Annotated in this window: 29 protein-coding genes and 1 tRNA gene; 13 read left to right on the top strand and 17 right to left on the bottom strand. The window is 67.1% G+C overall.

All coding sequences use genetic code 11. From position 1 onward, the window contains the following. Positions 1 to 171 precede the first annotated feature (171 nt). The 5 genes from I7X18_RS19590 to I7X18_RS29870 are packed head-to-tail and all read right to left on the bottom strand — an operon-like array spanning position 172 to position 4050. Positions 172 to 1113 carry an MBL fold metallo-hydrolase gene (locus tag I7X18_RS19590; protein ID WP_193043683.1) on the bottom strand — a complete coding sequence of 314 codons (942 nt, stop codon included), beginning with the start codon at positions 1111 to 1113 and terminating at the stop codon, positions 172 to 174. Beyond that, complete coding sequence (locus I7X18_RS19595) at positions 1110 to 1616, bottom strand: LOG family protein (RefSeq protein WP_198730464.1); 507 nt, start codon at positions 1614 to 1616, stop codon at positions 1110 to 1112. Before I7X18_RS19595 ends, I7X18_RS19590 begins: the two co-directional genes overlap by 4 nt. An 8-nt stretch (positions 1617 to 1624) precedes the next feature. Further along, entirely contained in the window at positions 1625 to 3106 is a 1482-nt protein-coding gene (locus I7X18_RS19600; protein WP_193043684.1) for an FAD-binding oxidoreductase, read from the bottom strand. 42 nt (positions 3107 to 3148) lie between these two features. Next, on the bottom strand, positions 3149 to 3883 hold the full coding sequence (locus I7X18_RS19605; RefSeq protein ID WP_198730465.1) for an alpha/beta fold hydrolase: 735 nt from the start codon (positions 3881 to 3883) through the stop codon (positions 3149 to 3151). A gap of 41 nt (positions 3884 to 3924) precedes the next feature. Next, complete coding sequence (locus I7X18_RS29870) at positions 3925 to 4050, bottom strand: hypothetical protein (RefSeq protein WP_264295955.1); 126 nt, start codon at positions 4048 to 4050, stop codon at positions 3925 to 3927. A gap of 596 nt (positions 4051 to 4646) precedes the next feature. Here I7X18_RS29870 and I7X18_RS19610 point away from each other — a divergent pair. From I7X18_RS19610 to I7X18_RS19625, 4 genes are all read left to right on the top strand, one after another. Then, entirely contained in the window at positions 4647 to 5342 is a 696-nt protein-coding gene (locus I7X18_RS19610; protein WP_193043686.1) for an AzlC family ABC transporter permease, read from the top strand. After that, on the top strand, positions 5339 to 5650 hold the full coding sequence (locus I7X18_RS19615) for an AzlD domain-containing protein (RefSeq protein WP_193043687.1): 312 nt from the start codon (positions 5339 to 5341) through the stop codon (positions 5648 to 5650). The genes I7X18_RS19610 and I7X18_RS19615 overlap by 4 nt, the downstream gene beginning before the upstream one ends. A 312-nt stretch (positions 5651 to 5962) precedes the next feature. Further along, complete coding sequence (locus I7X18_RS19620) at positions 5963 to 6142, top strand: nuclear transport factor 2-like protein (protein WP_193043688.1); 180 nt, start codon at positions 5963 to 5965, stop codon at positions 6140 to 6142. Positions 6143 to 6634: 492 nt separating this feature from the next. After that, positions 6635 to 7489: an SDR family NAD(P)-dependent oxidoreductase gene (locus tag I7X18_RS19625; protein WP_198730466.1), complete on the top strand. Its 855-nt coding sequence runs from the start codon at positions 6635 to 6637 to the stop codon at positions 7487 to 7489. A gap of 113 nt (positions 7490 to 7602) precedes the next feature. On the opposite strand, the gene I7X18_RS19630 is transcribed toward I7X18_RS19625, so the two are convergent. From I7X18_RS19630 to I7X18_RS19650, 6 genes are all read right to left on the bottom strand, one after another. Next, entirely contained in the window at positions 7603 to 9768 is a 2166-nt protein-coding gene (locus I7X18_RS19630; protein ID WP_193043690.1) for a xanthine dehydrogenase family protein molybdopterin-binding subunit, read from the bottom strand. Next, the gene (locus tag I7X18_RS19635) at positions 9765 to 10742 is read right to left on the bottom strand and encodes an FAD binding domain-containing protein (protein WP_193043691.1); all 978 of its coding nucleotides are present in this window, start codon (positions 10740 to 10742) and stop codon (positions 9765 to 9767) included. Before I7X18_RS19635 ends, I7X18_RS19630 begins: the two co-directional genes overlap by 4 nt. 2 nt (positions 10743 to 10744) lie before the next feature. Further along, positions 10745 to 11362: a (2Fe-2S)-binding protein gene (locus tag I7X18_RS19640; protein WP_193043692.1), complete on the bottom strand. Its 618-nt coding sequence runs from the start codon at positions 11360 to 11362 to the stop codon at positions 10745 to 10747. Positions 11363 to 11780: 418 nt separating this feature from the next. After that, positions 11781 to 12203, bottom strand: coding sequence for a nitroreductase family deazaflavin-dependent oxidoreductase (locus tag I7X18_RS19645; RefSeq protein WP_193043693.1), 423 nt, complete (start codon positions 12201 to 12203; stop codon positions 11781 to 11783). Further along, entirely contained in the window at positions 12128 to 12424 is a 297-nt protein-coding gene (locus I7X18_RS30000) for an MmyB family transcriptional regulator (RefSeq protein ID WP_319017959.1), read from the bottom strand. The genes I7X18_RS19645 and I7X18_RS30000 overlap by 76 nt, the downstream gene beginning before the upstream one ends. Then, a complete protein-coding gene (locus tag I7X18_RS19650) occupies positions 12339 to 12677 on the bottom strand; it encodes a helix-turn-helix domain-containing protein (RefSeq protein ID WP_319017963.1) in 339 nt (112 codons plus the stop codon). The genes I7X18_RS30000 and I7X18_RS19650 overlap by 86 nt, the downstream gene beginning before the upstream one ends. Positions 12678 to 13203: 526 nt before the next feature. On the opposite strand from I7X18_RS19650, the gene I7X18_RS19655 reads away from it, so the two are divergent. Next, positions 13204 to 13395, top strand: a complete 192-nt coding sequence (locus I7X18_RS19655; RefSeq protein WP_193043694.1) for a hypothetical protein — start codon at positions 13204 to 13206, stop codon at positions 13393 to 13395. Between the two features lie 90 nt (positions 13396 to 13485). Here I7X18_RS19655 and I7X18_RS19660 read toward each other — a convergent pair. The 3 genes from I7X18_RS19660 to pgm form a co-directional block, all read right to left on the bottom strand. Then, positions 13486 to 13558: transfer RNA gene (locus tag I7X18_RS19660), tRNA-Ala, on the bottom strand. Between the two features lie 56 nt (positions 13559 to 13614). Further along, a complete protein-coding gene (locus I7X18_RS19665) occupies positions 13615 to 14883 on the bottom strand; it encodes an MFS transporter (RefSeq protein WP_193043695.1) in 1269 nt (422 codons plus the stop codon). Next, the gene (gene pgm / locus I7X18_RS19670; protein ID WP_193043696.1) at positions 14880 to 16514 is read right to left on the bottom strand and encodes a phosphoglucomutase (alpha-D-glucose-1,6-bisphosphate-dependent); all 1635 of its coding nucleotides are present in this window, start codon (positions 16512 to 16514) and stop codon (positions 14880 to 14882) included. Before pgm ends, I7X18_RS19665 begins: the two co-directional genes overlap by 4 nt. Before the next feature lie 71 nt (positions 16515 to 16585). Here pgm and crcB (I7X18_RS19675) point away from each other — a divergent pair, with 71 nt between their 5' ends. From crcB (I7X18_RS19675) to mbtN, 6 genes are all read left to right on the top strand, one after another. Then, positions 16586 to 16984 carry a fluoride efflux transporter CrcB gene (crcB, locus tag I7X18_RS19675; protein WP_193043697.1) on the top strand — a complete coding sequence of 133 codons (399 nt, stop codon included), beginning with the start codon at positions 16586 to 16588 and terminating at the stop codon, positions 16982 to 16984. After that, positions 16981 to 17340, top strand: coding sequence for a fluoride efflux transporter CrcB (gene crcB, locus I7X18_RS19680; RefSeq protein ID WP_193043698.1), 360 nt, complete (start codon positions 16981 to 16983; stop codon positions 17338 to 17340). Before crcB (I7X18_RS19675) ends, crcB (I7X18_RS19680) begins: the two co-directional genes overlap by 4 nt. Continuing rightward, on the top strand, positions 17337 to 18362 hold the full coding sequence (locus I7X18_RS19685; RefSeq protein ID WP_193043699.1) for a DUF190 domain-containing protein: 1026 nt from the start codon (positions 17337 to 17339) through the stop codon (positions 18360 to 18362). The genes crcB (I7X18_RS19680) and I7X18_RS19685 overlap by 4 nt, the downstream gene beginning before the upstream one ends. Before the next feature lie 63 nt (positions 18363 to 18425). After that, complete coding sequence (locus I7X18_RS19690; RefSeq protein ID WP_193043700.1) at positions 18426 to 18695, top strand: mycobactin biosynthesis acyl carrier protein MbtL; 270 nt, start codon at positions 18426 to 18428, stop codon at positions 18693 to 18695. Positions 18696 to 18700: 5 nt separating this feature from the next. Next, positions 18701 to 20272, top strand: a complete 1572-nt coding sequence (mbtM, locus tag I7X18_RS19695) for a long-chain-fatty acid--ACP ligase MbtM (protein ID WP_193044011.1) — start codon at positions 18701 to 18703, stop codon at positions 20270 to 20272. Then, positions 20269 to 21447 carry a mycobactin biosynthesis acyl-ACP dehydrogenase MbtN gene (gene mbtN / locus I7X18_RS19700; RefSeq protein WP_193043701.1) on the top strand — a complete coding sequence of 393 codons (1179 nt, stop codon included), beginning with the start codon at positions 20269 to 20271 and terminating at the stop codon, positions 21445 to 21447. Before mbtM ends, mbtN begins: the two co-directional genes overlap by 4 nt. Here mbtN and I7X18_RS19705 read toward each other — a convergent pair. After that, the gene (locus I7X18_RS19705; protein WP_193043702.1) at positions 21444 to 22049 is read right to left on the bottom strand and encodes a GNAT family N-acetyltransferase; all 606 of its coding nucleotides are present in this window, start codon (positions 22047 to 22049) and stop codon (positions 21444 to 21446) included. The genes mbtN and I7X18_RS19705 overlap by 4 nt on opposite strands. Positions 22050 to 22097: 48 nt before the next feature. Beyond that, positions 22098 to 22523: a hypothetical protein gene (locus I7X18_RS19710; protein ID WP_193043703.1), complete on the bottom strand. Its 426-nt coding sequence runs from the start codon at positions 22521 to 22523 to the stop codon at positions 22098 to 22100. Between the two features lie 48 nt (positions 22524 to 22571). On the opposite strand from I7X18_RS19710, the gene I7X18_RS19715 reads away from it, so the two are divergent. Together I7X18_RS19715 and I7X18_RS19720 are read left to right on the top strand one after the other, a co-directional pair. Further along, positions 22572 to 22769: a hypothetical protein gene (locus I7X18_RS19715; RefSeq protein WP_193043704.1), complete on the top strand. Its 198-nt coding sequence runs from the start codon at positions 22572 to 22574 to the stop codon at positions 22767 to 22769. Between the two features lie 86 nt (positions 22770 to 22855). Next, positions 22856 to 23668, top strand: a complete 813-nt coding sequence (locus tag I7X18_RS19720; RefSeq protein ID WP_193043705.1) for a DUF1906 domain-containing protein — start codon at positions 22856 to 22858, stop codon at positions 23666 to 23668. A 6-nt stretch (positions 23669 to 23674) separates the two neighbouring features. On the opposite strand, the gene I7X18_RS19725 is transcribed toward I7X18_RS19720, so the two are convergent. Further along, complete coding sequence (locus I7X18_RS19725; protein WP_404822715.1) at positions 23675 to 25228, bottom strand: serine hydrolase domain-containing protein; 1554 nt, start codon at positions 25226 to 25228, stop codon at positions 23675 to 23677. Positions 25229 to 25264: the final 36 nt, after the last annotated feature.

Below are 25264 nucleotides of genomic sequence, written 5' to 3' on the forward strand. Positions count from 1 at the left end.
GGATCACTGCGCCTTCTGGCCGCACTGTCGGCAGGCGGAGGGGCAGAGCTGAGCCAGCTGTAAACGCTCGACCTTCGGGATGTGGTCGCCTCGGACGTCCGACCGGATGACTCAGGCCGTCCACGGGCGCGTGACCGAGGACCGGCGGACCGCCGCATCGGCGGTGTTCGCTTAGGTGGTTCCGCTTTTCGCCGACCCCGGGCTGAAGTTAGCCCACTGGCCGAGGGCAAATTCGCCATTGCTCCGCCTGACTTCCAGTGCGCCTGCACCACCGAAGTGCCCGGGGATGAGCAACTCGCGTTCATCGGCGGCCCGCTCCAGTATGCGACGGCGACTGTCAGCCGCTTGCTGCGGCGCATAGCAGTAAGCGCTGCTGCAACAGGGATCGAGAATCTGCACCGGGCTATGCAATACATCTCCGGAGAACACAGCCCGATCACTCCCAGATGCGAGCCTGAGAACCGACGCACCGGGCGTGTGGCCGGGTGCCGATTCCAAGGTGAGGTGTTCGTCGATGGTGTACAGCCCTTCCCACAGCACGGCCTGTCCCGCCTCGTGGATCGGGGCGATACTGTCCTCATAGACGAGCCGGTCGACCTCTCCCAACCCTTCTCCGCTCGCATTGGTTGGACCATAGTGGGCGTCGTCGGCGGCGGGAATCAGGTACTCGGCGTTGGGAAATGCGGGCACCCACTCGCCGCCTGCGTCGACGGTGTTCCCGCCTACGTGATCGACGTGCAGATGCGTATTGACAACTACGTCGACGTCTCCCGGTTCAACACCGGCTTCAGCGAGTACCGCCAGCAGATCGCTCTCACGCTGGTCAAACCAGGGCGCCATTCCCGGTCGCGCGCGCCCACTTCCCGCGCCCGTGTCAACCAGGATAGTGCGGCCGCCGCTTCGCAGTACCCACGACTGGAGCGCGATGACCATCCGGTCAGATTCGGGCTGCCAGTGGTCAGGAGCCAGCCAGTTCGCGTTGCGCGTCCACACCTCGGCGGCAACCTCTGGGAGAAACTCATTTGTCGGCAAGAACGGCTCATGCCATTCAATGACACGGATGACCTCGACGTCACCCAACACGATGTGCTGCACTAGATCGTCGCTACTCACGAATTTGAACGTACACCGATCCGTGGGTCATCAACCTCGACGGGAGTCCTACCGCCTACGCGACCACCACGGACACCCACCGCCGAGCCGCCACCGGCACTCGCCAACCGACACACTGACCCCGCCATCAGGTTTGGAATTCCGGCGAGCACACCCGGGAACTTTCGATGAGCGCGTTCACCCCAAAGACCGAGCACTGATTCGAGAGTCAGTAGCCCGCCGACACCTGTCACGATCGCCGCGAACGACGTGGTGGCGATCTGGCCAGCATTCAGCGTGAAGGCATCGGACAGTTCAGCCATCAACGCCTTGCGCTCGTGCGTGGAATCGACGATTCGCAGATCCTGCAAACCCGGTATGTATTCGCTGCGGGATCGAACTGTCGAGGGCGAATTGATGCCGATGGCAAGGGAGTTGGGACTCGGAGTTGTTCCGTGGGGACCGCTCAGTGATGGCGTCCTCACCGGCAAGTTCACGCGAACCAATAAGTCGAGGGCTGTCACGCTCGGCCTCACTGCAGTGATATTGCCCGGAAGACGCTGTTCGGGTCGTATCGCGTCTTCAGGCGTAGCAGCCGGCCAGCATTCGGGCCGTACGCCACCGCCGCCTGCTCGGGGCGGTCGTCGCCGAAGTAATTGGGATAGGCGCTCTCAAGCGCGTGCGCGCTCAACGCGGCCACGTTCGCGTCGGCCCACGCGCGATTTTCAGCGTCGTCGCCGTCTTCCCACATCGCAAAGAACCCGATCAGGACGTGACGTTGCCGGATACCGAAGGCAGTCGATTCTAGGGGGATACGCTCTGGTGCGCCGTGAAACGGATGCATGCCAATGTAACTCAGCGGAGATGGCCGTTCCTTCATTGCCTCGACCATGATCCGGATGGCCTCGGTGCTCAGTTCTGGCACGGTGACGGTGCGACACACCAGTTTCGACCTAGCGACCGTCAGCAGCGTGTCCACCTCTCGCAGCATCTGCGCCGGGGATTGTCGCTGCACCTGTACCAGCACGGGATCACCAAGTCCGGCCACGAAGTCTCGTACGCGTGCGTCCTCGGACTCAGGACCGCTCCAGGCGTGCAGTATGACGAGCAGCACACCGCCATCCGGGCTCTGCTGAAAGCCCAACGTTTCGGTGAGCTCGTCTGGGAACTGCTCGACCAGCGCGCCGTACCGACGGAGAACATCAGGGGCTTGATCCAGCGGGAATGCGATCGTCCCGGCTGACACCGACGGGATGGGATGCAGCTGAACCCGCATCGTCGTGACCACACCGAAGTTGCCGCCGCCGCCGCGCAGCGCCCAAAAGAGATCGGGTTCGTTGTCCGCATCCGTCGACACCACACGACCATCGGCCAGTACGACCTCTGCGCCGAGCAGGTTGTCCAGCGCCATTCCAATTCGTCCGGTGAGAGGTCCGTAGCCGCCGCCGAGTGTCAGGCCAACAACACCGACGCGTCCCATCGACCCCGTGGCTGCTGCTAGTCCGTACTGCTCGGCGACGTCAGCGAGTTGCGCGAGCGTGGCTCCTCCGCCAACGATCGCAACATCCCCGTCGATCAGAACCTGCTGCATTCGCGTCAAGTCGATGACGACATCCCCCCGTACCGAGCGCCCGGACCAGTCATTACCGCCGCCGAGCACAGAGAGTTCCACATCGTGCTTGACCGTCGCGAGCACCGCAGCGCGGACGTCAGCAGTCCTTTCAGGCGTCACGACCAGCCGAGGAGCGAAGTCGATTCCGGCGTTGTAGATGCGTTGCCGCGCGTCCTCATACCCTGGACCGGCGAAGTGCACCTTCGTCGGTCCGATTTCATCTCTCAAAGTGGCGTTCACGCGGGCGATCCGGTCGTCGAAGTCGTTCATCTTGTCCAGTCCTGTCAAATCGCCGTTGGCTTGTGTATTTCTGTCATCGTCACCAACGAATTCTGGTGGCAGACCTGTTAAACGAGCAGCAGTGATCGGATGTCTGGCCTGAGCGACGAAGCTGTCGGCCATCCATGCGCTACAGATTGCGGTACCGCGCCGGCGCCGACGTCGTCAGAGTGATTCCCAGAAGGAACACAACGTCATCGCAGTCGCCTCCGGATCCTCCATCATCCACCAGTGGCCAAGGCCGTCCAGCTCGGCGGTTCGAGCACCCAGCCGGGCGGCGACTTCCACGGAAGCGGCCGGATCATCTGATTCGTCGGCAGTTCCCCGCAGAACCAGCCCGGGTATTTGCGAGGGTCGGGACAGCTCCGTGGCCCAGTCAGCATGGATGTTGGGCGTCGCCGACCGGTAGAGGTCGAGGATGCAGCCGCCCATCGTGGTGTCAATGCTTGCGTTGAGTTTCGATCTGTCAGCCGCATTCGGGCACAACGTCAAGAAGGCGCTCTTCAGCCAGCCAGGTTCACCCGGCGCCGCGGCATTGGAAGGATCGCTGGCTACGAAGGCTGCTATCCACTCTTCACCGCGACCGGGTGTCCGCCACACCTGCGCCATCTCGTGCCACTGATAGTTGGGATGAAATACAGAGCCGCAGTCTACGACCCAGCTGCGCACCGGCACGTCGAACGCCGTCACTGTCCGAAGGACGATTCCGGCACCCCAATCGTGCCCGACCACGTCTACCGGCCCCCCGACATTGCGCAGCGTCTCCGCAAGCCATGCCGCATACTCGTCCTTCGTCGCACCGAAACCCGCGGGACGCGGGGAGCCGAAGCCCGGGAGGTCGAGCGCCACCGTTTCCACCCCATCGTCCGCGAGGCGCTCGCGCAGGCCGTTCCAGACCACACTTGTCTCCGGAACACCGTGCAGGAAAACCGCTGTCGCGCTCAACTCCCGACCCGTGGCGTCGGTGTCCCGACGGGATTGAAAGCGACGCCCTCGGCGGTGGCCAAGATCCCGCCGAGCATGTTCGTGATGGTGATGATGCTTGCCACCTTTCGGTTCTGATTCACTGCGCCATCCTCATTCGGTCGCGGACGGTCATGGCTCCCCTGGTGGCGGCCTGGATCGGATCATTCGCGGGGGCGGATGTCACAATCCCATCATGTGCCGGCCCGAATGGGTTCTGCCAGGGCTTCGTGGTCCTATGACTGCCCGTACCAGGCCCCGCCGCCTTGTCGAGATTCCGCGAGTGAAAACGCGTTACGGTCGTGGGTTTCGAAACGGTGGCGGACGAGTCCCGCTGGCCGACCCACGCGAACCCGTCCTCAACTACGTGTACAGGACGGAGCCGAGCCGCTTATACGCGAGGGGCCGAGGAACTGTGGCGACAAAGGTGGGTCAAGTACACCCACCGACATAGCGCCGCCGACGATTATCGTTGGCTCCATTGACGGAGTAGGACCGACGAAGCGATCCCAGCGGGCACGTCAGCGAGCTCTTGGATCGCTCGATCAGGTACCGCGAATAATGCTGGAGATTTAGCCTTTTCACACGATGGCCAACACTGGCAGTGTCCCCGTGCAGCGAGCACAACGGTCGTTCTAAACGGGTCCGAGGTCCGGGTCGGCCGGAATGTGGCGAAAGGACTATCTGCATGAGCCGAGCGATGCCCGCTGACAATGATCCTGCGCGGGTACGGGCTAAGGGCTTACTGGTGGCGTTCACCGTGGCCACCTACGGGATCCCCTACGGTGCGGTCGCGGTCGCAGCCGGACTGGACGTCTGGCAGACGTGCTTCCTGAGTGTGGTCATGTTCACCGGCGGCTCTCAGTTCGCGCTGGTGGGGATCATCGCGGCGGGTGGAACCGCCGCGGGAGGACCGGCGATCGCGAACGCAGCGTTGTTGGGCGTACGCAATATGTTCTATGCGGTGACGCTCGCACCGATTATTCGGCCCGCTCGGTGGAGACGCCTAGCCGCCGCGCACCTGACCATCGACGAATCCACTGCCGTGGCAACGGCACAGCCGACGGTACCGTTGACGCGTCTGGGATTCTGGGTCACCGGGATTGGCACGTTCGTCGTCTGGAACATCAGTTCGTTGTTCGGCGCGCTGCTGGGTCAGGCAATCGGCGACGTACGGGCACTCGGCTTGGACGCGGCCGCGCCGGCCGCATTCCTCGGACTGCTGTGGCCGCAACTCAAGCAACGGAAGGCTCTGATGGTCGCGCTCGTCTCCGCCGCGGTGGCGGTTGCTGCGGCGCCGTGGGTTCCCACCGGAGTTCCGGTACTGCTCACTGTGGTCATCGCCATCCTCGTCGGCACGATGAACCTGTTCGGTGGGAGCAGGCCCGAGAAATGAGTCTGTGGTGGATCCTGGTGCTCGCGTCGTTGGCATGTCTCCTCTTCAAGATCATCGGATACTTCATTCCGGGGAATTTCGTGAAGAGCGGACCCGTCCGCCGCACCGCCGACCTCCTGCCGGCGGCGCTGCTCGCCGGCCTCATCGCAACCGGGGTGGCGGTAGAGGACCGACAGCTCGTCATCGGAGCACCACTCGCCGGCGTTGCGACCGCCGCAGTGCTCTTCTGGCTGAGGGTGCCCTTTCTTCCGGCCGTGGTCGCAGCAGCCGTCGTGACCGCGGCGTTGCGCCTCTGGACACAGGCCTGAGGCCGTCACTGGCGGCGCCGTCACGGTGCCGGGCCGCGAAGGCACCCTGCGCGTTCTGCGCGCCGCCCGCGGCGCGAAAGCCCAACGAGCCGTGATCACCTCATCGACCGTCGCGGCCTCCCCCAAAGAGAAGAACACGGGCGTAATTGCCGAACAGCCTCATCACCGAACGTCTCATCTAGGTGACTTGCGCCCGCCGCCAATTGCTGTTTCCCGGAGGGCAATTGGCGAACGCTCGCCGGAACCGTCGGTCGATCAACTCGCGCCGCCGGGACGTCGCGCCCGAACGATCAACCAATAACCGAAGAAGAAATGAGAACTGCGATGTGTATGGCGAAGAAGCTGGCCTTGGCGTTCGGGAATGCCGACGAGATGGCGGCTTTGTACGACGAGTCCGTGGTCTGGACCCTCTCGGAGGGCATCTCGGGTCAGGTTGGCCGAGCAGAGGGCAAGGACGCCATCGGTGCGAAAGAGCCCGGACATGACCTGTGAACTGCACCGCGCCAGGCGCTGGAGACGGCCGCCTTCGAGGTGGCGCGAGCGAAAGCGCGCTACGGTCAAGGGTTTCGAAACGGTGGCGGCGGACGAATCTCGCTGGCCCGACCACACGAACCCGTCCTCAACTACGTGTACAGGACGGAGCCGAGCCGCTTATACGCGAGGGGCCGAGGAACTGTCGCGACAAAGGTGGGTCAAGTACACCCACCGACATAGCGCCGCCGACGATTATCGTTGGCTCCATGGATGAGTAGGACCGACGAAGCGATCCCAGCGGACACGTCAGCGAGCTCTCGGACGCTCGATCAGCTAGTGGCATTCGCGATCCTGCTGCTGGGTTTCCTTGGATCACCGGGCTGAGACGCGACGAGCACGACCGAAAGCTATGCCGGTCCTCGATTCCCGCTCATAGTCCATACGCGGCCAAAGCCGGCGCGGTGACATGCCGCGCCATGGAGTCATGGAAAGCCGACTGTCAGGAGATTGATGAAGATTCATCATGGGGATGTAGCGCTCATCACGGGCGCGTCCCGCGGACTCGGTCGCCACATCGCCTTGGCGTTGGCGGGCCGGGGAATGAACGTGGTTCTGGCGGCGCGCAATTCGGGTGGGCTCGAGGACGTCGCCGCCAGCGTGCGCGCCGCCACCGGTGTCAGCGTATCGACCGTAGTGGTCGATCTCAGCGATCGCGGGCAGGCGGCCTCCCTGGTGCAGCGGACACTTGACCTGACTGGACGCATCGACGTGCTCGTCAACAACGCTGGGATTGAAGCCGCCTGCCGGCCAGAGGAGGCGGACCTCGATGAACTCGGCGACATGACCGATGTCAACCTGTTGGCACCGATGCTGCTGACCAGAACTGCGCTACCCGGAATGCTCGACCGCGGCCGAGGTCACATCGTTAATATGTCCTCGATGTCGGGGCTCGTGGCCTCCGCCTACCAGGAGTCCTACAGCGCAACCAAATTCGGTCTTGTCGGGTACACCCGCGCGCTTCGCATGACGGCACAGGACCGAGGTTGGAACGTGAGCGCCTCGGTGATCTGCCCGGGGTTCATGGCCGGGGACGGGATGTATGCGACGATGCAGAAGGAATTCGGGGTGGTGGCACCGAAACCCGCCGGAGACATGCCTGCCGACGCGGTGGGTGTCGCCGTCGTCGAAGCAGTGGAGAAGGATCTGCCCGACGTCCTGGTCATGCGAGGAGCGCCGAGGATGATTGCGGTGGCTTCCATGGCAGCGCCACGGCTGTTCGAGCGCATGACCAGCCGAGCCGATCTCGCCGCGCCGTTCCGAACGGTGGCCGAGCACCGCAGCACGCAGCGTAATGGCGACGGCTGAAGCCTTGGCGCTGGCATTACCGGTCTACGGCTTTCTTTCATTATTCGCGGAACGGCTTCCAGAGACGTCGCGACCTTCGTGTGGGGTGGGTAGAGGACGCCGCTGACGCGCGGTCAGAGCACTTTGTCCAACGTTATCGGAAGGTCGGTGACCCGTCGTCCGGTCGCATTGAATACGGCGTTGCCGATCGCGGCGGGAATCCCGACGATCACCAATTCGCCGATGCCCTTGACCCCGAGCGGGTCGGCGATCAGGTCCTCCCCCGGCAGGTACTCCGCATCCAACTCGGGCACATCGGCGTTGATGGGCACCAGGTAATCGGCCATGTTCGCGTTGACGATCCGCCCGTCGCGGTGGTCGAGATGCGTCGCCTCCAGCAGGGCAGCGCCGATGCCCATCACCATACCGCCGATGGCCTGACTCCGCGCCAACAACGGGTTGATGATGCGGCCCGCATCGTAAGTGGCGAACATACGCCGAACCCCCACGGTTCCAACCGACTCGTCCACAGCCACCTCGGCGAACACCGCACCATATGCGCTTATCGAATACCGTTGCGCCCCATCCCCCGGCGTCCACGGTTGTTCGGCGGCCAAATGGTCCAACCGGCGGCGGCGCAGCAGATCTTCATAGCGCTCCGCGCGCGCCGGATCCCCTCGGACCGCCATCCGCCCGGCGACCACGTCGACCTCCCCGGGCGGTGTCCCATTCAGCGGCGACCCGGGGTCGGTGACCGCCATCCGCACAAATCGGTCACGCAGCAGCAGGCCGACATTCTGGACGGCCGATCCGGCACTGGCCATGATCCGCGAGCCGGTCTGACCGGGCGCCTCGGGTAGCGCGCTGTCCCCCAGCGTGAGACGAACGCGATGCAGCGCCACGCCGAGGGCGTCAGCACCGACCTGCGTAACGGCAGTATAGGTACCCGGACCGATATCACTTGCACCGCAGGCGATATCGACGACGCCGTCGTTGCGGACCCGGGCCGACGCGGCGCACGGGCTGACGATCGTGGAGAAGCTGGCCGCCGCCACACCCATCCCGATGAGTTGACCGTCCTCCCGCGCCGCACCGGGAACGGCGTTGCGTCGCGACCACCCGAACGCCGCCGCACCCGAGCGCAGACACTCGGTGAGCCGCCTGGTGGTGAACGCCACGTCCCTCTCCTGGTGGCGCGTCGGCTCGTTGCGCAGCCGCAACTCGATTGGATCAATCCCGAGCCGGTAAGCGAGGTCGTCCATCGCGCACTCCAACGAGAAGTTGCCCGACAGCGGGCCCGGACCGCGCATTTGGTTGCCCGGGTTGACGTCCAGCGCGACGGTCCGCAACGTCGACCGCATGCCCGGGGCCTGATACATGAACCGGGCCGGCCCGGTGAGGTCGTCGATGTAGGGGTCGTACCGGGACACCTCGACTCTGCACTCGTGCACAATCGCCGCAATGCGGCCCGACCGGTCGGCGCCAATCGCGAGTCGCTGCCGACTCCTCGGCCGATACCCCGTGACCGCGTACAGCTGTCGCCGCGTCAGCATCAACTTGACCGGCCGACCGACCCGGCGCGCCACATACGCGGTGAGCAGCTGGTGCGGAAACACCCGGCCCGCGTTGCCGAACGCGCCGCCGACGAACGGCGAGATCACGTGCACACGTTCGGCGGGGATGCCGAGGGCCTCCGCGTACTCCCGCTGCGCGCCGCTGACGGACTGCACCTTGTCCCAGACAGTGAGCCGGTCACCCTCCCACCGCGCTACGGTGGCGTTGATCTCCATCGGGTTGTGGTTGTGCCGCTCCATCGAGTACCGCAAGTCGGTGACGACGGCCGCGCTGCGCAGTCCACCGTCGGGATCCCCCCGCGAGTAATCCTCTTCGCCGCTGGGCAGCTCCAACACGGCATCGGGGGAATCAATGTCTGTCAGCGGCGGCTGCGTCGCATAGCGGACGGTGACCAACGACGCGGCGTGGGTCGCGGCTTCCAGCGTCGCCGCGACGACGACGGCCACCGCCTGCCCGAACGCCGCCACCCGTTTGGCGTCGTACGGCAGCGTGAGCCCGCCGAAATCACTGATGACATCGACTACGTCAGGGGCCCGTCGGGCGGCATCGCCGTCGACCGCATCGACCGTGCCCCGCGCCACGGTGGCACCGACCAGCGACGCGAACAGGACACCGGGAACCTCGGCGTCCGCCGCGTAGCGCGCCTGCCCGGTTACCTTGAGGCGGCCGTCCACCCGAGTCACCGCCCGCCCGACCGCCGCCCCAGACGCCAACGGCGCCGTCATCGCGCGCCCGCGATCGTCTCGAGTTGGCGCGCAACGGTGCGCTTGAGTAGCTCCACCTTGAAACCGTTCTCCGACAGGGGCTTGCTGCCCTCGGCGGCGATGTCCGCGGCGGCGCGCAGCACGTCGGGGTTGGCCGGCCGACCGGTCAGCGCACGCTCGACGGCGGGCAGCCGCCACGGCACTGTGCCCACCCCACCCGCGGCCACCCGCGCCGCGCGGATCGTCGTCCCTTGCATGTCGAGCGCCACCGCGGCCGAGGTGATCGCGAATTCGTACGACGCGCGGTCGCGTACCTTCAGATAGCCAGACCGGCGTGCGCTCGGCGCGGCAGGGACCTCGACGGCGACGATCATCTGTCCGGGTTCGAGGTTGTGCTCGCGCTCTGGGGATGTGCCGGGCATGCGGAAGAACTCCGTGAGCGCCACCGAGCGCTCACCTGCGCTGTGGCGCAGCATGACTCGCGCGTCCAGGGCGACCAGCGCGACCGCCAGGTCCGACGGGTGGGTGGCGACACAATGCTCGCTGGTCCCGAGGATGGCGTGCGTGCGGTTGCGCCCACCGATCGCGGGGCAGCCGCTACCTGGCTCACGACGGTTGCAGGCGGAGGTGACGTCGCGGAAGTACAGGCATCGCGGTCGCTGCATGAGGTTGCCGCCGATCGACGCCATGTTGCGCAGTTGTGCTGAGGCACTGAGGTTGAGCGCTTGTGCGATGACCGGGTACTCCGACCGCACGACGGGGTGGGCGGCGAGTTCGGACATGCGCACCAGCGCGCCGATGCGCAGCCGGTACCGGTCGGCGTCGATGTCGCGGTAGGGCAGGGCGTTGATGTCGACGACCGAGGCGGGCCGTTCGACAGTTTCGCGCATGAGGTCGATCAGCGTGGTGCCGCCGGCGATATAGCGGCTGCCGGATCGGCCCGCGTCGAGAGCCGTTTGCTCGTCAGCGGCGGTGGCGAAGGTGAACGGGTACACGGTCACACCCCCCGCTGCGCGACGGCGGCCACCGCGTCGACGATATTGACATACGCACCGCACCGGCAGAGGTTGCCGCTCATGGACTCTCGGATCTCCGCGGGAGACCCGGCCCGACCTTCACGGATGCACGCGATCCCGGACAGGATCTGGCCGGGCGTGCAGTAGCCGCACTGCAGGGCGTCGTGGTCGATGAACGCCTGCTGCAGCGGGTGCAGCAGGCCGTCGCGTTCCAAGCCCTCGATCGTTGTGATGTCGGCGCCGTCGTGCATCACAGCCAGCGTGAGGCAGGAGACGATGCGTACGCCGTCGAGGTGAATGGTGCACGCGCCGCAGGCACCCTGGTCGCACCCCTTCTTGGTGCCGGTGAGCCCGGCACGTTCGCGAAGCAGGTCGAGCAAAGAGGTGCGCGTGTCGACCTCGAGCTCGCGGTCCTCACCGTTGATGCGCATCCGCACCGTCGTCGGGGCGGCGGCCGGGTCCCCGTCCTGGTCGCTGGCGCAGCCGTTGAGCAGCGGTAGCGCACCCAGGGCACCGCCGATCGCGACCGAGGCACCGATGAAGGTACGCCTCCGAACGCCTGGCACGTCTGCCGCGTCGTGCGGCTCGTCAGTTGTCATACTGTGCCCCTTCGTGTCTCACCGGCCGGTGTCCCGAACGCTAGGGGGCGGTGTCCTGTCGGCGCTGATCTCATATGAAACCCAAAGGAAGGGCTGCCTTCGCGAGGGACGATCTCGACGTTGGCATGACCCCCGCGCGCAGTGTGCTACATCGATAAGCTCGTCAACCACCCACCGGCGCGCCTGCTGGCCGTCGAACACGAACTCAACCGCCGACCAGGCATGGTCCTTCAAGACCGTTGTCCCGCTGACCTATTCGCAACCCTGTTAACCTCAAGTGGTCGGTCAGTGTTGCGACGTTATCTAGAACTCACCCCGGAACTGACATTAGCGGCGGGTTGTCTCGGTCGAACGCAGCTCGGTGACGCGTGGTGCTGCCGCGTCGTCGCGCGGCCGATGGAGGTCGCTCGTGCGATTGTCACCTTATGTCCGCGACAAACACGCCGGAGCGCTTCGCGCAGAGCTGAGCCATGCGCGGGAGGGTGGGGTCGACCGTGCCCGCGGGCAGAACTCGGGGGTTCACCAGGTGGAGGTCGTTCCGGGCGACGTGGATGTACGCCTCGCCGGCCGCCAGGACATTCTTCACCCAATTGGTCTTGCCGTGCACCAACCCGATCGCCAGCACATTGCCTTTGCGGTAGGCGGTGACGATGGTCTCGTATTCCTTGCCCGACGTACGGCCGCGATGCTTGATAACCGCGAGACCAGGCATGCGCTTCGACAGCGGTCGCAGCACCGGATTGATGCGCTTGATCTGCAGCCGCTCTAGCCACGGCGGAAACAACATGGGAACGCCGGGGGCATTGTTGGGGTGGTCATCCCTTGAAGATGACGGTGACATGAAAGGCCTCCAATGATCGAATTGTATTGTGCGGGTTGACTTCCGCTCGACGCCCCAGCTGACCTGCCCCAAGTGTGTTGTGGCCGTGCATTTTCCGCGACGAGACGGCAGCGAAAGACGATGGGATGCCGCAATCTATTCGTTCCATGGGTGCGCTGATACACCCGATGCTCGGCCCACCAGGTTCGGAAGTCCTCGCTGACCGAGGCAAGTTCCTCCACAAGTGCAAACGTGGTCCCGTTGCCCGCGCGGTCTCGTGCGCATGAGCGGCGCCCCGGTGAGGTGACCGAGGTGAGCGCGACCTGTCGCATCGAGGCCGAGGGCTTTGGCAATCGCAGCGAGCGCGCCACCAGAAGGAATGATCGGACGGCCCTGTTCGAGCCTCGTGAAGTAGTCGGTGGACGCCCCAGCGAGAAGAGCGACCTCGTCGCGTCGTAAGCCCGGGACTCGGCGGACCCTACCGTCCGCGGGCAGACCGACGCGCGCAGGAACAACAGCGCCGCGAGATCGCGATTTCGGGCGGTCATCGCTTCATGGTTGCAGAATTGTTTTCGCGCTGCCTGGTCCTGCGCGTCCTGTGCTGGGCAGTCCTGGGTTCGACCAGGCCGGTTCACGCGGCATCACCGGGCGTGCGCCTGTCGCTGGCGGTGGGTCGAAGCCGGGCAGGTGCGGAACACATCTGCGGACCACCGCCCCGGCTTCGACGATCACCACCGAACGCAATTGAGTCGTTGTCGCGAAACCCTTGAGGAGCAGCTTCTCCCGAGCGTCGCCCTGTTTGGCATCGGCGCGCGCCGCGCTGGCTTCGAGGTAGCGGTCCAGGCACTGCCCCCAGGTGTAGCCGTGCCCGCTGGCGCGCCACGGCCAGCCACTCGGCCAGTTCGTCGGTGGGGCACACCGCCGAGCGAGAGCACTTAGCGGGCGACGTCGAGGTGCAGCGGCCAGAGTGGGCCGCCCGGCCCAGCGACGGTGCCGACCAATTCGCGGCCGGGCAACGGCGATGGACGACGTCCAGCGGTGGGGTCCGGTTATCGAGGCGGCGCCGCCGCCGGACGCCCGCCAGGCTGGACACCGTGAAGGCGTGGGTGCGGCGGTGCAAGGAGGCCGGTCTGCTCAGCCCCTACGACCCCCCGCGGACCTGGACTCCCCCGAGCAGAAGGCGATCACCGCCACCGCCGCCGAGTGGCCGTAGGACAGAGTGAGGACAATCAGGCCGAACAGGGCACCGCTCCGCAAACAAGAAACCCGCCCCGGCCAGTGGCCGGAGCGGGTTTGTCGTTTGTGGAGCTAAGGGGATTCGAACCCCTGACCCCCACACTGCCAGTGTGGTGCGCTACCAACTGCGCCATAGCCCCGTGATGTCGTGCTCACCGAAGTTACACCACGCGGGGTGGCCGCTCAAAATCGCTGGTCACGGCACTTCCCCACCGGCCTCAGGTCCGATCGCCCGCGCCGGTGTGTGGTCGGTGGAGGGCTGCGGCCGCGTCTCGGGCGCGAAGACCCAGCCCACCGCCGCCACACCCAGGATGACGCCGCTGACCAGGAATGCCCACCCGAACGACGTGTATTGCGCGATGAGGCCAACCAGCAGTGAGCCGCCGATCGAACCGAAATCCGCCATCATCTGGAACGTCGCGACCGCCGTCCCGCCTCGCGACTTGTTTCCCACCACGTCGGCGACGGCGGCCTGCTGCGGCGAGACGAAGATGCCGGTGGCGGCGCCGGCGACATAGGCCGCCGCCAGAAATACCGGCAGCGACGTGGTGAAGCCCACCAGCGCCGTGGACACGGCCGCCAGGGTGAGCCCGGCGATCAACAGCTTGCGCCGCCCGAGGCGGTCCGACAGATATCCACTGGGAATGACCACCGAGATGTTGCCCACCGCGAACGCCGTGAGCGCCAGCCCGGCCGCACCCGGCCCCCGGCCCAGCACCTCCACGACGAACAGGGGCACCAGCGCAATACGCAACCCGAACGATGCCCACCCGGTCGCGAAGTTGGAGAACAGTGCCGCCCGGTAAGCAGGGTGCCGGAACACCGTCCGGAACGGGACGGGCGGCTCCTCGTCCTCGTCAGGCCGGCCGACGACGGCGGAGTTGCGCAGGCTGACGAACACGACGGTCGCGGCGACCAGCAGTGCGGCACCGTAGATCAGGAACGGCGCCGACAGACCGAAGCCCACGGTGAGGCTGCCCAGGATGGGCCCGCCCACGGAGCCGATCATGAACCCTGACGAGAACAGCCCCGCGACGCGGCCACGCGCGTCGCTGGGCGATATCCGGATCATCAGCCCCAGCGACGACACCGTGAACATCGCCGATCCGATCCCGCCCAGGGAGCGGAAAACCAGGAGTTGCCAATAGGTTTCGGCGAACGCGCACGCCGCCGTCGACAACGCGACGATGATCAGGCCGCTGATGTAGACGCTGCGCTCCCCCAATCGCTGAACGAGCAGGCCCGCCGGTGGCGCACCCACCAGACGCATCACGGCGAACGCGGTGATGACGAATGTCGCGGCGCTGATGCTGACACCGAAGTGCCGCGCGTACTGCGGCAGCACCGGGGCCACCACCCCGTAGCCCAGCGCCACCACGACATTCGCGGCGACCAGCACCCAGACTTCGCGCGGCAGCCGCTGCTTCGTCTTCTGCGGACAGTCACCCTCCGTCCGTGAACTCACGAAATGACCGCCGCCACCACTTCACGCGCGGCATCCTGAACCTCGGCGAGATGCTCGGGTCCCTTGAAGGATTCGGCGTAGATTTTGTACACGTCCTCGGTGCCCGACGGGCGCGCGGCGAACCACGCGTTTTCCGTGGTGACCTTCAGCCCCCCCAGCGGGGCGTTGTTGCCCGGTGCGGCGGTCAGTTTCGCGGTGATCGGCTCCCCCGCGAGTTCGGTGGCGGTGACCTGCTCGGGCGACAGCTTGGCCAGCCGCGCCTTCTGCTCGCGGTCGGCCGGCGCGTCGATACGCGCATAGGTCGGCGCGCCATACTTGTCGGCGAGTTCGGCATAGCGCTGCGACGGTGTCGACCCCGTCACCGCGAGGACCTCCGAGGCCAGCAACGCGAGGATGATGCCGTCCTTGTCGGTCGTCCACACGGTGCCGTCGGTCCGCAGGAACGACGCCCCGGCGCTTTCCTCCCCGCCGAATCCGATTGTGCCGCCGATCAATCCGTCGACGAACCACTTGAACCCGACGGGCACCTCGGTCAGGGTGCGGCCGAGGCCGGCCACCACGCGGTCGATGATCGACGAACTCACCGCGGTCTTGCCCACCGCGGTGGCCGTCGGCCAGTCGGGCCGGTGGGTGAACAGATAGTCGATCGCCACCGCGAGGTAGTGGTTCGGGTTCATCAGTCCGCCGTCTGGGGTGACGATGCCGTGCCGGTCGGAGTCGGCGTCGTTGCCGGTGGCGATCTGATAGTCCCCGATCTTGCCGATCAGAGACGCCATCGCGTTCGGCGAACTGCAGTCCATGCGGATCTTGCCGTCGCCGTCAAGAGTCATGAACCGCCACGTCGCATCCACCAGCGGGTTGACCACGGTGAGGTTCAGGCCGTGGCGTTCGGCGATGGCCCCCCAGTAGTCGACGCTGGCACCGCCGAGAGGGTCGGCGCCGATGCGTACGCCTTCAGCACGGATCGCGTGGACGTCGACGACGTTCGGGAGGTCCTCGATGTAGGCGTTGAGGTAGTCGTGGCGCTGTGCAGTCTGCAGCGCCCGGGCCAGCGGCACCCGTTTGACCGCGCGCAGCCCGTCGCGCAGGATCTCGTTCGCCCGGTTGGCGATCACACCGGTGGCGTCGGAGTCGGCGGGCCCGCCGTTGGGCGGGTTGTACTTGAAACCGCCGTCGCGCGGCGGATTGTGCGACGGGGTGACGACGATACCGTCGGCGAGGTCGGCGTCGCGCCCCCGGTTGAAGCTCAAGATGGCATGGCTGACCGCCGGGGTGGGCGTGTAGCGGCCGGCCGAATCGATCATCGCCACAACGTCGTTGGCGGCGAGCACCTCGAGCGCTGAGGTCCACGCCGGTTCCGACAGCGCGTGGGTGTCGCGGCCGATGAACAGCGGGCCGGTGGTCCCCTGGGCGGCGCGGTACTCGACGATCGCCTGCGTGGTGGCCAGGATGTGCGCTTCGTTGAACGCGGCGTCCAAACTCGAGCCGCGGTGCCCGGACGTGCCGAACGCCACCTGCTGGGCGACGTCGTCAGGATCGGGTTCGACGGCGTAGTACGCCGTCACGACCGAAGCGACGTCGATGAGGTCTTCGGGTTGCGCCGGCTGCCCGGCGCGGGGGTTGGCCGCCATGATCTCGATTCTGCTCCCTTGTCACGTCGCGCTGCCCGACGGCTGGGGTATTCCCAGCCATACTCTCCGTCATGCCCCGTTTCGACCGTCGTGAACTGACGGCGGTGTTCGTCGGTGGAGCGCTGGGCACGCTGGCACGCGCGGCGTTCGAGGAATTCGCTGCCGCGGAGCCGGGCCGGTGGCCGTGGCCGACGTTCACCGTCAACATCGTGGGAGCGTTTCTGCTCGGCTACTTCACCACCCGGTTGCTGGAACGCCTGCCGGTGTCGAGTTACCGGCGTCCGCTGCTGGGGACCGGCCTGTGCGGCGGTCTGACGACGTTCTCCACGATGCAGGTGGAGACGGTGCGGATGCTCGAACAGGGGCACGTCGTCCTCGCCGCCGGCTACACCGCCGCGAGCCTGGCGGCCGGATTGGTGGCGATCGTCATCGCCACCGCGCTCGTGCGACGGGCGCGGATCAGCCGATGATCCTGTGGGCGGGTGTGATGGTTCTCGGCGGGGCGGGGGCGGTGGCCCGCTTCCTCGTTGACCGCGCCGTGACCTCGGCGCTGGGACGGCCCTTCCCGCTCGGAACGCTGGTGGTCAACGTCAGCGGCGCCCTCGTACTCGGCTTTCTGGGCGGTGTGGCGTTGAGCCCACACCTCGCACTGCTGTTCGGCGTCGGGTTCATCGGGTCCTACACCACGTTCTCCACCTGGATGTTGGAGACACATCGGCTCGCCGAGGAGCGCCGCGCCTGGCCGGCGATGGCCAACGTCGCGGGCAGTGTCGTGCTCGGCCTGGTCGCCGCCGCGACCGGCCTGTGGCTCGGAGGCCGGCTGTGAGCGGCGACCTGGCGAAGTCGACGGCGTACTTCGGCGAGCGGCAGCGCAGCGGTGACCGGTTCACCGCCGACGCACTGCTCGACCTCTACACCGCCGCGTCGATCACGACCAGCATCGTGATCCGTGGCATCGCGGGCTTCGGCCCGCGGCACGAACTCCGCAGCGATCTCACGCTGACCGGGTCCGAGGACCCGCCGATAGCGGTCATGGCTGTCGACACCGCAGCCAAGATGCGGCAACTGGCGGCGGACACGGTCGGGCTCGTCACGCGCGGGCTCGTCACGCTCGAATCGCTGACGCCGGCGGACGGACCGATGCCGGCCGGACCGTCGGTCAAAGTCACGGTCTATGTCCAACGCGGTCATCGGGTCTCGGGGGCGCTCGCCCACGTCGCCGTGTGTGACGTGCTGCAACGGCACGGGTTCCACGCGGCGACCGCCTATCTCGGCGTCGACGGCACGGCTGGCGGGCAACGACGGCGTGCGGCGTTCTTCGGCCGCAACGTGGAGGTGCCGGCCATGGTGATTGCCACCGGACCGCGCGAGCGGGCGGTCCCGGCGATCGCCGAACTGCGCGCCATGCCCGGTCTGCAGATGCTGACCGTCGAGGCGGTCACCACATGCAAGCTCGGCGGCAGGCTGCTCTCGCCCCCGCCGGAGCAGCCCCGCGACGCCGGCGCACTTCAGACGTTGAGCGTGCAGACGTGCGCATCGGCGTTGCACGACGGCGTGCCGATCCATCGCGCCCTGGTCACGCGCCTGCGCGCCATCCACCAGACTGCGGGCGTGACCGTGCTGCGCGCCGTGTGGGGCTTCCAGAACGGCTCGGCACCCCTCGCCGACAGCGTGTTCCGTATCGGTCGGCGGGTGCCGGTGACAACGCTCGTGGTCGACACGCCGGAGCGGATCGCGGCCGGATTCCAGGTGGCCGACGCACTGACCGCGCAGCACGGAGTGGTCACCGTCGAGAAGGTTCCGGGTGCGGTGTCGATCGACGGCGGCGTCCGCCGCGGAACGATGTGACCTACGCGCGCCGACCGCGGTAAGCCTAGCCTTACCTGACCAAGACGTGTACCGTCCGTGCGCGTGCAAACGAGTAATCCAGAGCCCGTCAGCGCAGCCCTGACGGAGATCCTGCGCGACGACATGAACGTCGACATCCGTCGGGTGACCCGCGAGTCCAGACTGATCGACGACGTCGGACTGGACTCGGTCGCGTTCGCCGTCGGAATGGTCGCCATCGAGGACCGTCTCGGTGTCGCGCTGACCGAGGAAGACCTGTTGAGCTGCGACACCGTCGGCGATCTCGAGGCCGCGATCCTGGCGAAGGTGCCGAGCTCGCAGAGCAACCCGTGAACCCGCTGGCGTCAGCGCTGGCCGATGCGATGACGTCCAGCGGCCAGGACCTCGCCGTCCTCGACAACGGAACCTGGCGCCACCACCCGTGGCCGGAAGTGCACCAGCGGGCGGAGAACGTCGCCGCGCGAATCGCCGACGACGAGGCGACCGTGGTGGTGCTCGTCGGGGAACCCACCGTGGAGTTCATCGCAGCGATCCCCGGAACCCTGTATGCCGGTGCCGCGCTGTCGATCCTCCCCGGCCCCGTCCGCGGTGCCGACCTCTCGCAGTGGGCGCAGAACACCACGCAGCGGTGTGCGGCGATCGGGGCGCGCATGGTGCTCAGCCACGGCGAGCAGTTCGACGCGCTGCGCGCGGCCGCGAGTGTGGTCCCGGTGCACGACGTGACGGAGATCGCGCAACCGCGGCGCTCCACGACGTTCACCCCGCCCACGACCGGCGGCGAGTTCGCGGTGCTGCAGGGCACCGCCGGGTCGACCGGCACGCCGCGCACGGCTGCCCTCTCCCCCGAGGCGGTGCTGGCGAATCTGCGCGGCCTGCAGACCCGCATCGACATCACCTCCGATGACGTCGGCTGTTCCTGGTTGCCGCTCTACCACGACATGGGCCTGACGTTCCTGCTCTCCTGCGCGCTGAGCGGTTCGGGGCTCCGGCAGGCGCCGACGTCGGCGTTCGCGGCATCCCCGTTCAACTGGGTGCAGTGGCTGACCGCCAGCGCGGCCACCATGACCGCGGCGCCCAACATGGCCTACGGGCTGATCGGCAAGTACGGCAGCCGACTCGCCGATGTCGACCTGGGGGCGTTGCGCTTCGCCCTCAACGGCGGTGAGCCCGTCGACTGCGACGGCACGCAGCGGTTCGCCACCGAGATGGCCCGCTTCGGCTTCGACGCCGCCGCCCTGTCCCCCTCCTACGGGCTCGCCGAATCCAACTGTGCGGTCACGGTTCCGCTGCTCGGATCCGGCCTGCAGGTCGACGAGGTGGAGGTCAGCACCGACAGCGGACGCTACCTCCGCCGCACACATGCCGTCGTCGGTCAGGCGATCGCGGGTATGCAGGTGCGGATCGCTCCGGTCGACGGCGCCACCGAGCACGTCGAGGGCCGGGAGACCGGTGAGATCGAGGTCCGCGGATCGTCGATGATGACGGGCTATGTCGGCGAGACGCCGTTGGCACCCGAATCATGGTTTCCCACCGGCGATCTCGGCTACTTCGTCGACGGTGGACTGGTCGTGTGCGGGCGGGCCAAGGAACTGATCACCGTCGCCGGGCGCAACATCTTCCCCGCCGAGGTGGAACGGGTCGCCGCGCAGGTGAAGGGCGTCCGCGAGGGTGCGGTCGTTGCCGTCGGCACCGGCGAGAGCGCCCTGCGGCCCGGACTGGTCATCGCCGCCGAGTTCCGCGGGACCGACGAACCGGCCGCCCGCAGTGAACTCGTGCAGCGGGTGGCATCGGAATGCGGTGTCGTGCCGTCGAACGTGGTGTTCCTCGAGCCCGGTGCGCTCCCGCGGACGTCGTCGGGCAAGCTGCGCCGCCTGGAGGTCAAACGAAAGATGGAGGAGGTCAGCCGGTGACGGGGACGACCGGGACAGCCCAGAGCACCGACGACTACCAGGATCTGCTCGACCGGGTCTTCGACGACCAGGTCACGGCGTGGACAGCGGAAGCCGAAGTGACCGAACGCTTTCCACGCCAGCTCATCGAGCATCTCGGCCGGTCCGGTGTGTTCGCGCAGAAGTGGGGCGACGGTCAGCAGCCCGATGTCGCGAAGTTGATCGCGCTCGCCCTGGAGCTGGGCCGGCTGGGTTCGGCCGGCATCGGCGTGGGTGTCAGCCTGCACGATTCGGCGATCGCCCTGCTGCGCCGGTTCGCCAAGAACGACTACCTCCGCACCATCTGCGAGCAGGCGATCCGGGGCGAGGCGGTGTTGTGCATCGGCGCCTCCGAGACGTCAGGCGGGTCGGACCTGCAGATCGTCGGCACCGAAGTGCGTTCTGCCCGTGACGGTTACGAGGTCCGCGGGATCAAGAAGTTCGTCTCCCTGTCGCCGATCGCCGATCACATCATGGTGGTGGCCCGCAACGTCGACCACGATCCGACCAGCCGGCACGGCAACGTCGTCGTCATCGCGGTACCGACGAGCCAGGTGCAGGTGCAGGCGCCGTACAAGAAGGTCGGCGCGGGTCCCCTGGACACCGCCGCAGTGCACATCGACACCTGGGTGCCGGCCGACGCTCTCGTCGCCCGGCCAGGAACCGGGCTGGCCGCGATCTCATGGGGTCTCGCCCACGAACGGCTGTCGATCGCCGGGCAGGTCGCCGGGGCCAGCCAGCGTGTCATCGGAATCACTTTGGCCCGCATGATGAAACGCAGCCAGTTCGGCCACACCCTGTACGAGCATCAGGCCCTGCGTATGCGGATGGCAGACCTGCAGGCGCGGGTGGACATGCTGCGCTACGCCCTGGCAGGCATCGCCGCCGGAGGCCGGCTCGATCTCCGCGCCGCCGCCGCGATCAAGGTGAGCGCCGCGCGACTGGGTGAGGAGGTGGTGTCGGAGTGCATGCACATCTTCGGCGGATCCGGCTACCTGACCGAGGAGACACCGCTGGGCCGGTGGTGGCGCGATATGAAGCTCGCCCGCGTGGGCGGCGGCACCGACGAAGTGCTGTGGGAACTGGTCGCGGCGGCGATGAGGCCTGATTACGACGGTTACGACGAGCTGATCAAATCGCCGACCAGCGACGACTAGCGCTCGAACGCATACAGCGCCATCCGGCGGTTCGCCATGTCGTGTTCGCCGAGGAAGGTGCATCCGGCGAATTCGCAGACCCGCCGGGCTCCGGTGTTGCGGTGGTCGGGATCGAACATGATGCGCCGGCAACGCGGTTCGATCTCGAACACGCTCGCCACCACGCGGGGCAGGAGCAACGGCGCGAACCCTCGATTGACGAACTTCAGGTCGGCGATCGCCGCGTGCATGCCGATGTCGTACGGATCGGCGTCATAGCGCGGCCCGATGGAGTCCTTGGCGGCCCGGTACAGCTCGACGTAGACCACGTCGGCGCCCTTGAAGCTGCCGATCAACGGCCGCGAGTACTCGCCGTCGATCTGGGCTCGGAGGTGTCGGCGCCACCGCTCCGGCGGCCACGGATACTCCCACGCCTCGACGAGGTGGGGCCGATTCATCCACTCTGAGACCATCTCCGCGTCGGCGTCCGCATCGGCGGGGCGCAGCGCGAAGGGCTCGGCCAACACGGGCAGCGGCGGGGCGGGCACGGCGCGCACCTCGTCGGAGACGGTCGTCAGCTCACGTGGCAGGACCGGCGTGGGCGCCTCTTCGATCTCGGTCATTTGAGCGACGAGCCTACCGGAGCGACTGAGGGTAGGTTTACCTACGTCTCATGCCGCGAGCAGCAGGACCCCGGCCACGATCAGCGCGACCACCTTGACGAGCTCGAGCGCGATGTACACGTAATGCGCACGTGACCGCGGGCCGTCCGCTCCGGCGAGCACCGCGTCCGACCGACGGCTGAGCCGGGGACGCACCGCGAGCACCTGCGCGAGCAAAACCACGACGGCCGCCGCCGCGGAGACGGCGACACTCACCGCGGGTGGATGCACGATGAAGGACACCGCCACCACGACTGCCAGCACCGCCTCGCTGACATTGAGCGCGCGGAACACCAGCCGCCCGATCCCCAGCCCGAGCGGCAGCGTCACTCCCGGGGCCCGGAACTTCAACGGTGCTTCGAGGAACGAGATCGCGAGCACCATCCCCAACCACACGAAGAGCGCGGCGACCGCCACCGCCCAGGCTGCGTGCACGCCGTCAGCCTAGCCACGGGTGTTCCGCCCCATGGGATGGTGGATTCCATGACTGAGCGGGACCGAGTCGAGGAGCTCAAGCGCTGGCAGGACAGCGGCGCACTGTGGACCGTGGTGTCCCGGACCCCCGGCGGCGTGACGATTGCCCTGCTCCGGTGCGACGGGGGCGAGGAAGTCGACCGGTTCGACTCCACCGATCCCGCGCTGCTGCACTACGTCGGTGACCGACTCGACAGCACGGAGTGAGAGGACGACCCACTCCCCGCGGCCGCCCCGCATGATCTTTCGCTGACCGGCCCCGGACCTGACAGCACCGTTGTTACCATCGCGCCGTGCATGATCGGCCCACGCAGTCCGGTCGTGGCGGGCCGCGATCCGTCTCCCGGCGCAAAGCGCTCATCTACGGTCTTTCCGCGCCGGCTCTCCTGGCGTTCGGCTCGGTGGTCGCGACCGTCGCCGCGCAGAAGGCATCGGCCGCCGATATGAGGCTGATCGACTTCACGCATCGGTTGGTCCCCCCGGACCAGATCAAAGCGGCGGGCTTCGACGGGGCGCTCGTATACGTGTCCGAGTTACGGCCCGGTGCGGACTTCGATTTCAAGCCGGTCACCCGCGGCTACGCGGATGCGCTGCGCGCGGCGGGTCTGCACGTCGTCAGCTGCTACCAGTACGGCAAGCCCGGCTGGCCCACACCCTCGGACTACACCCGCGGATATGGCGGTGGCGTCGCGGACGCCCAGACCGCCCTGCGGCTGCACGACGCGGCCGGTGGGCCGGTTGGGGCACCGATCTTCTTCAGTATCGACGAGGACATCGACCTCGACACCTGGAAAAGCGTCGCCGTCGAGTGGCTGCGGGGAATCAACTCGGTGTTGGGAGTGAACCGCACCGGCGTCTACGGACACTCTCAGGCGTGTGCGTGGGCGATCGAAGACGGCGTGATCGGCCGCTCGACCGCGCCGGGGCACTGGTGGGCCTGGCAGACGAAAGCGTGGTCCGGTGGTGAGCGCGAGCCCAGGGCGGTGCTCTATCAATCCGTCGTCGTCACCGCTTCGGAGCCGGGTGTCCGTATGGCCGGCACCAACGTCGATGTGGACGAGGTCCTGGCGAGCGATTTCGGGCAGTGGGATCTCGACAGGACGTGACGCGACTCAGCGCGGCGCCTCGCTGTAGAGACCGAGGGCCCGCGCTGCCGCCGTGGCCACCTCACCGCGCAGCATAGAGATCGGTGGGTTGCCCCACGGATGAATCGCGTTCGCCAGGAGAACGACGTAGGTGTCTGAACCCGGGTCGATCCACACCGAGGTTCCGGTGAAGCCGGTGTGGCCGAAGCCGCCGACGGGGAAGACCATCCCCCGCGGCTGGGAGTGCGCCGTGTCGATGTCCCATCCGAGACCGCGCAGATTCTGTCCCCTGATCGCCGGATAGTGCGGCGCCAGCCGTGCGTTGGGTGCCCTCTTCGCGGCTCCCGCTGCGGTGTCGCGCGCCGCGTCGATCTGTCGGGGCGTGTGCCCGGGCTGCTGAGGGGTCGTCATCAGCTCGAGTGTCGCTTTCTCGAGCGGAAACGCGCTCGGGCGGTTCGCAAGCCGGTCGAGCAGGGCCTGCGCGAACATGCCGACATCGTGCGCCGTGGAGAACACCCCGGCGTGCCCGGCCACGCCACCCATGCGACGCGCCGTCCCGTCGTGCACAGCACCCCGCAGCAGCTGCCCGTAGTCGGGATTGGTCCTCGGATCGCGGCGGCCTTCGTCGTCATGGGCCGTCGGCGCGATGCGCGAGAGGAGATCGGTGCTCCACGTGCCCGCGGGACAGCGCACCGGTACGCCGCCTCGACCCGCGGGAGCCCATCTCAACGCGGCCCCTTTCACTGTGTGGGGACCACATGCCTTCGCGGGCGGAAGATAGTGCGTATCCGACATGCCGAGCGGGGCAAAGACATTGCGCTCGACATAGACGTCTTCCGGCTCGCCGGTGACGCGCTCGATCAGCGCGCCGAGCAGGATGAAATTGATGTCGGAATAGCGGAAGACCTCACCGGGCCCGGACTGCAGCGGTGCGGTGAGCGCGCGAGTGATGCCCTCGTTTTTGTCGGCGCCGTTCAGTCCCCAGGGATCGTCGAGGTTGACGTCCGGCACTTCACCCGAGAAGTGGGTGAGCAGCATGCGCACCGTCACCCTGGCGCGCTGCGGATCGTCCGCCGGGTTGAAGCCGGGCAAGTACTTCTGCACGGGATCGTCGAGCTGGATCCTGCCTTGTTCGTAGAGCTGCATGACGGCAACCGCCGTGGCGAGGCTCTTGGTCAATGACGCCAGGTCGAAGATCGTGTCCTCGGTCATCGGCTCTGCCGGGGTGGCCGACCCGTCGAGTCCCGGTTCGCCGGCGAACTTGCGCGCGCCGTAGGCATGGTGGAAGACGGTCCCACCCCCGTGCCCGACCAGCACCACAGCACCCGGCAGCCGGTGTGCCGCGATCGCGTTGTCGATCAGCCTGGACACCGCGGTGAAATCAGCGGTCACCGCGGCCCGACGCGGCGGCGAAGGGCTGGGGTGCACCGCTGGCGCCGGCCGCGGTGAGGCAACTGCGCTCTGGGCGGGCGTCGCAGGCACGCTTGCGCCGACCGCTGTCTGTGCGGCGTGGCCACATGAGGGAACGACAGCGAGAATGAGCAAAACAGTTGCCACAGCAACGGCTTTGCGCGCGAGGATTTTTGCGGGAAGGACGCTGGCTAGCGTGTCAATGGC

Origin of the sequence: Mycolicibacterium baixiangningiae, assembly GCF_016313185.1 — a bacterium.
GTDB lineage: Bacteria > Actinomycetota > Actinomycetes > Mycobacteriales > Mycobacteriaceae > Mycobacterium > Mycobacterium baixiangningiae.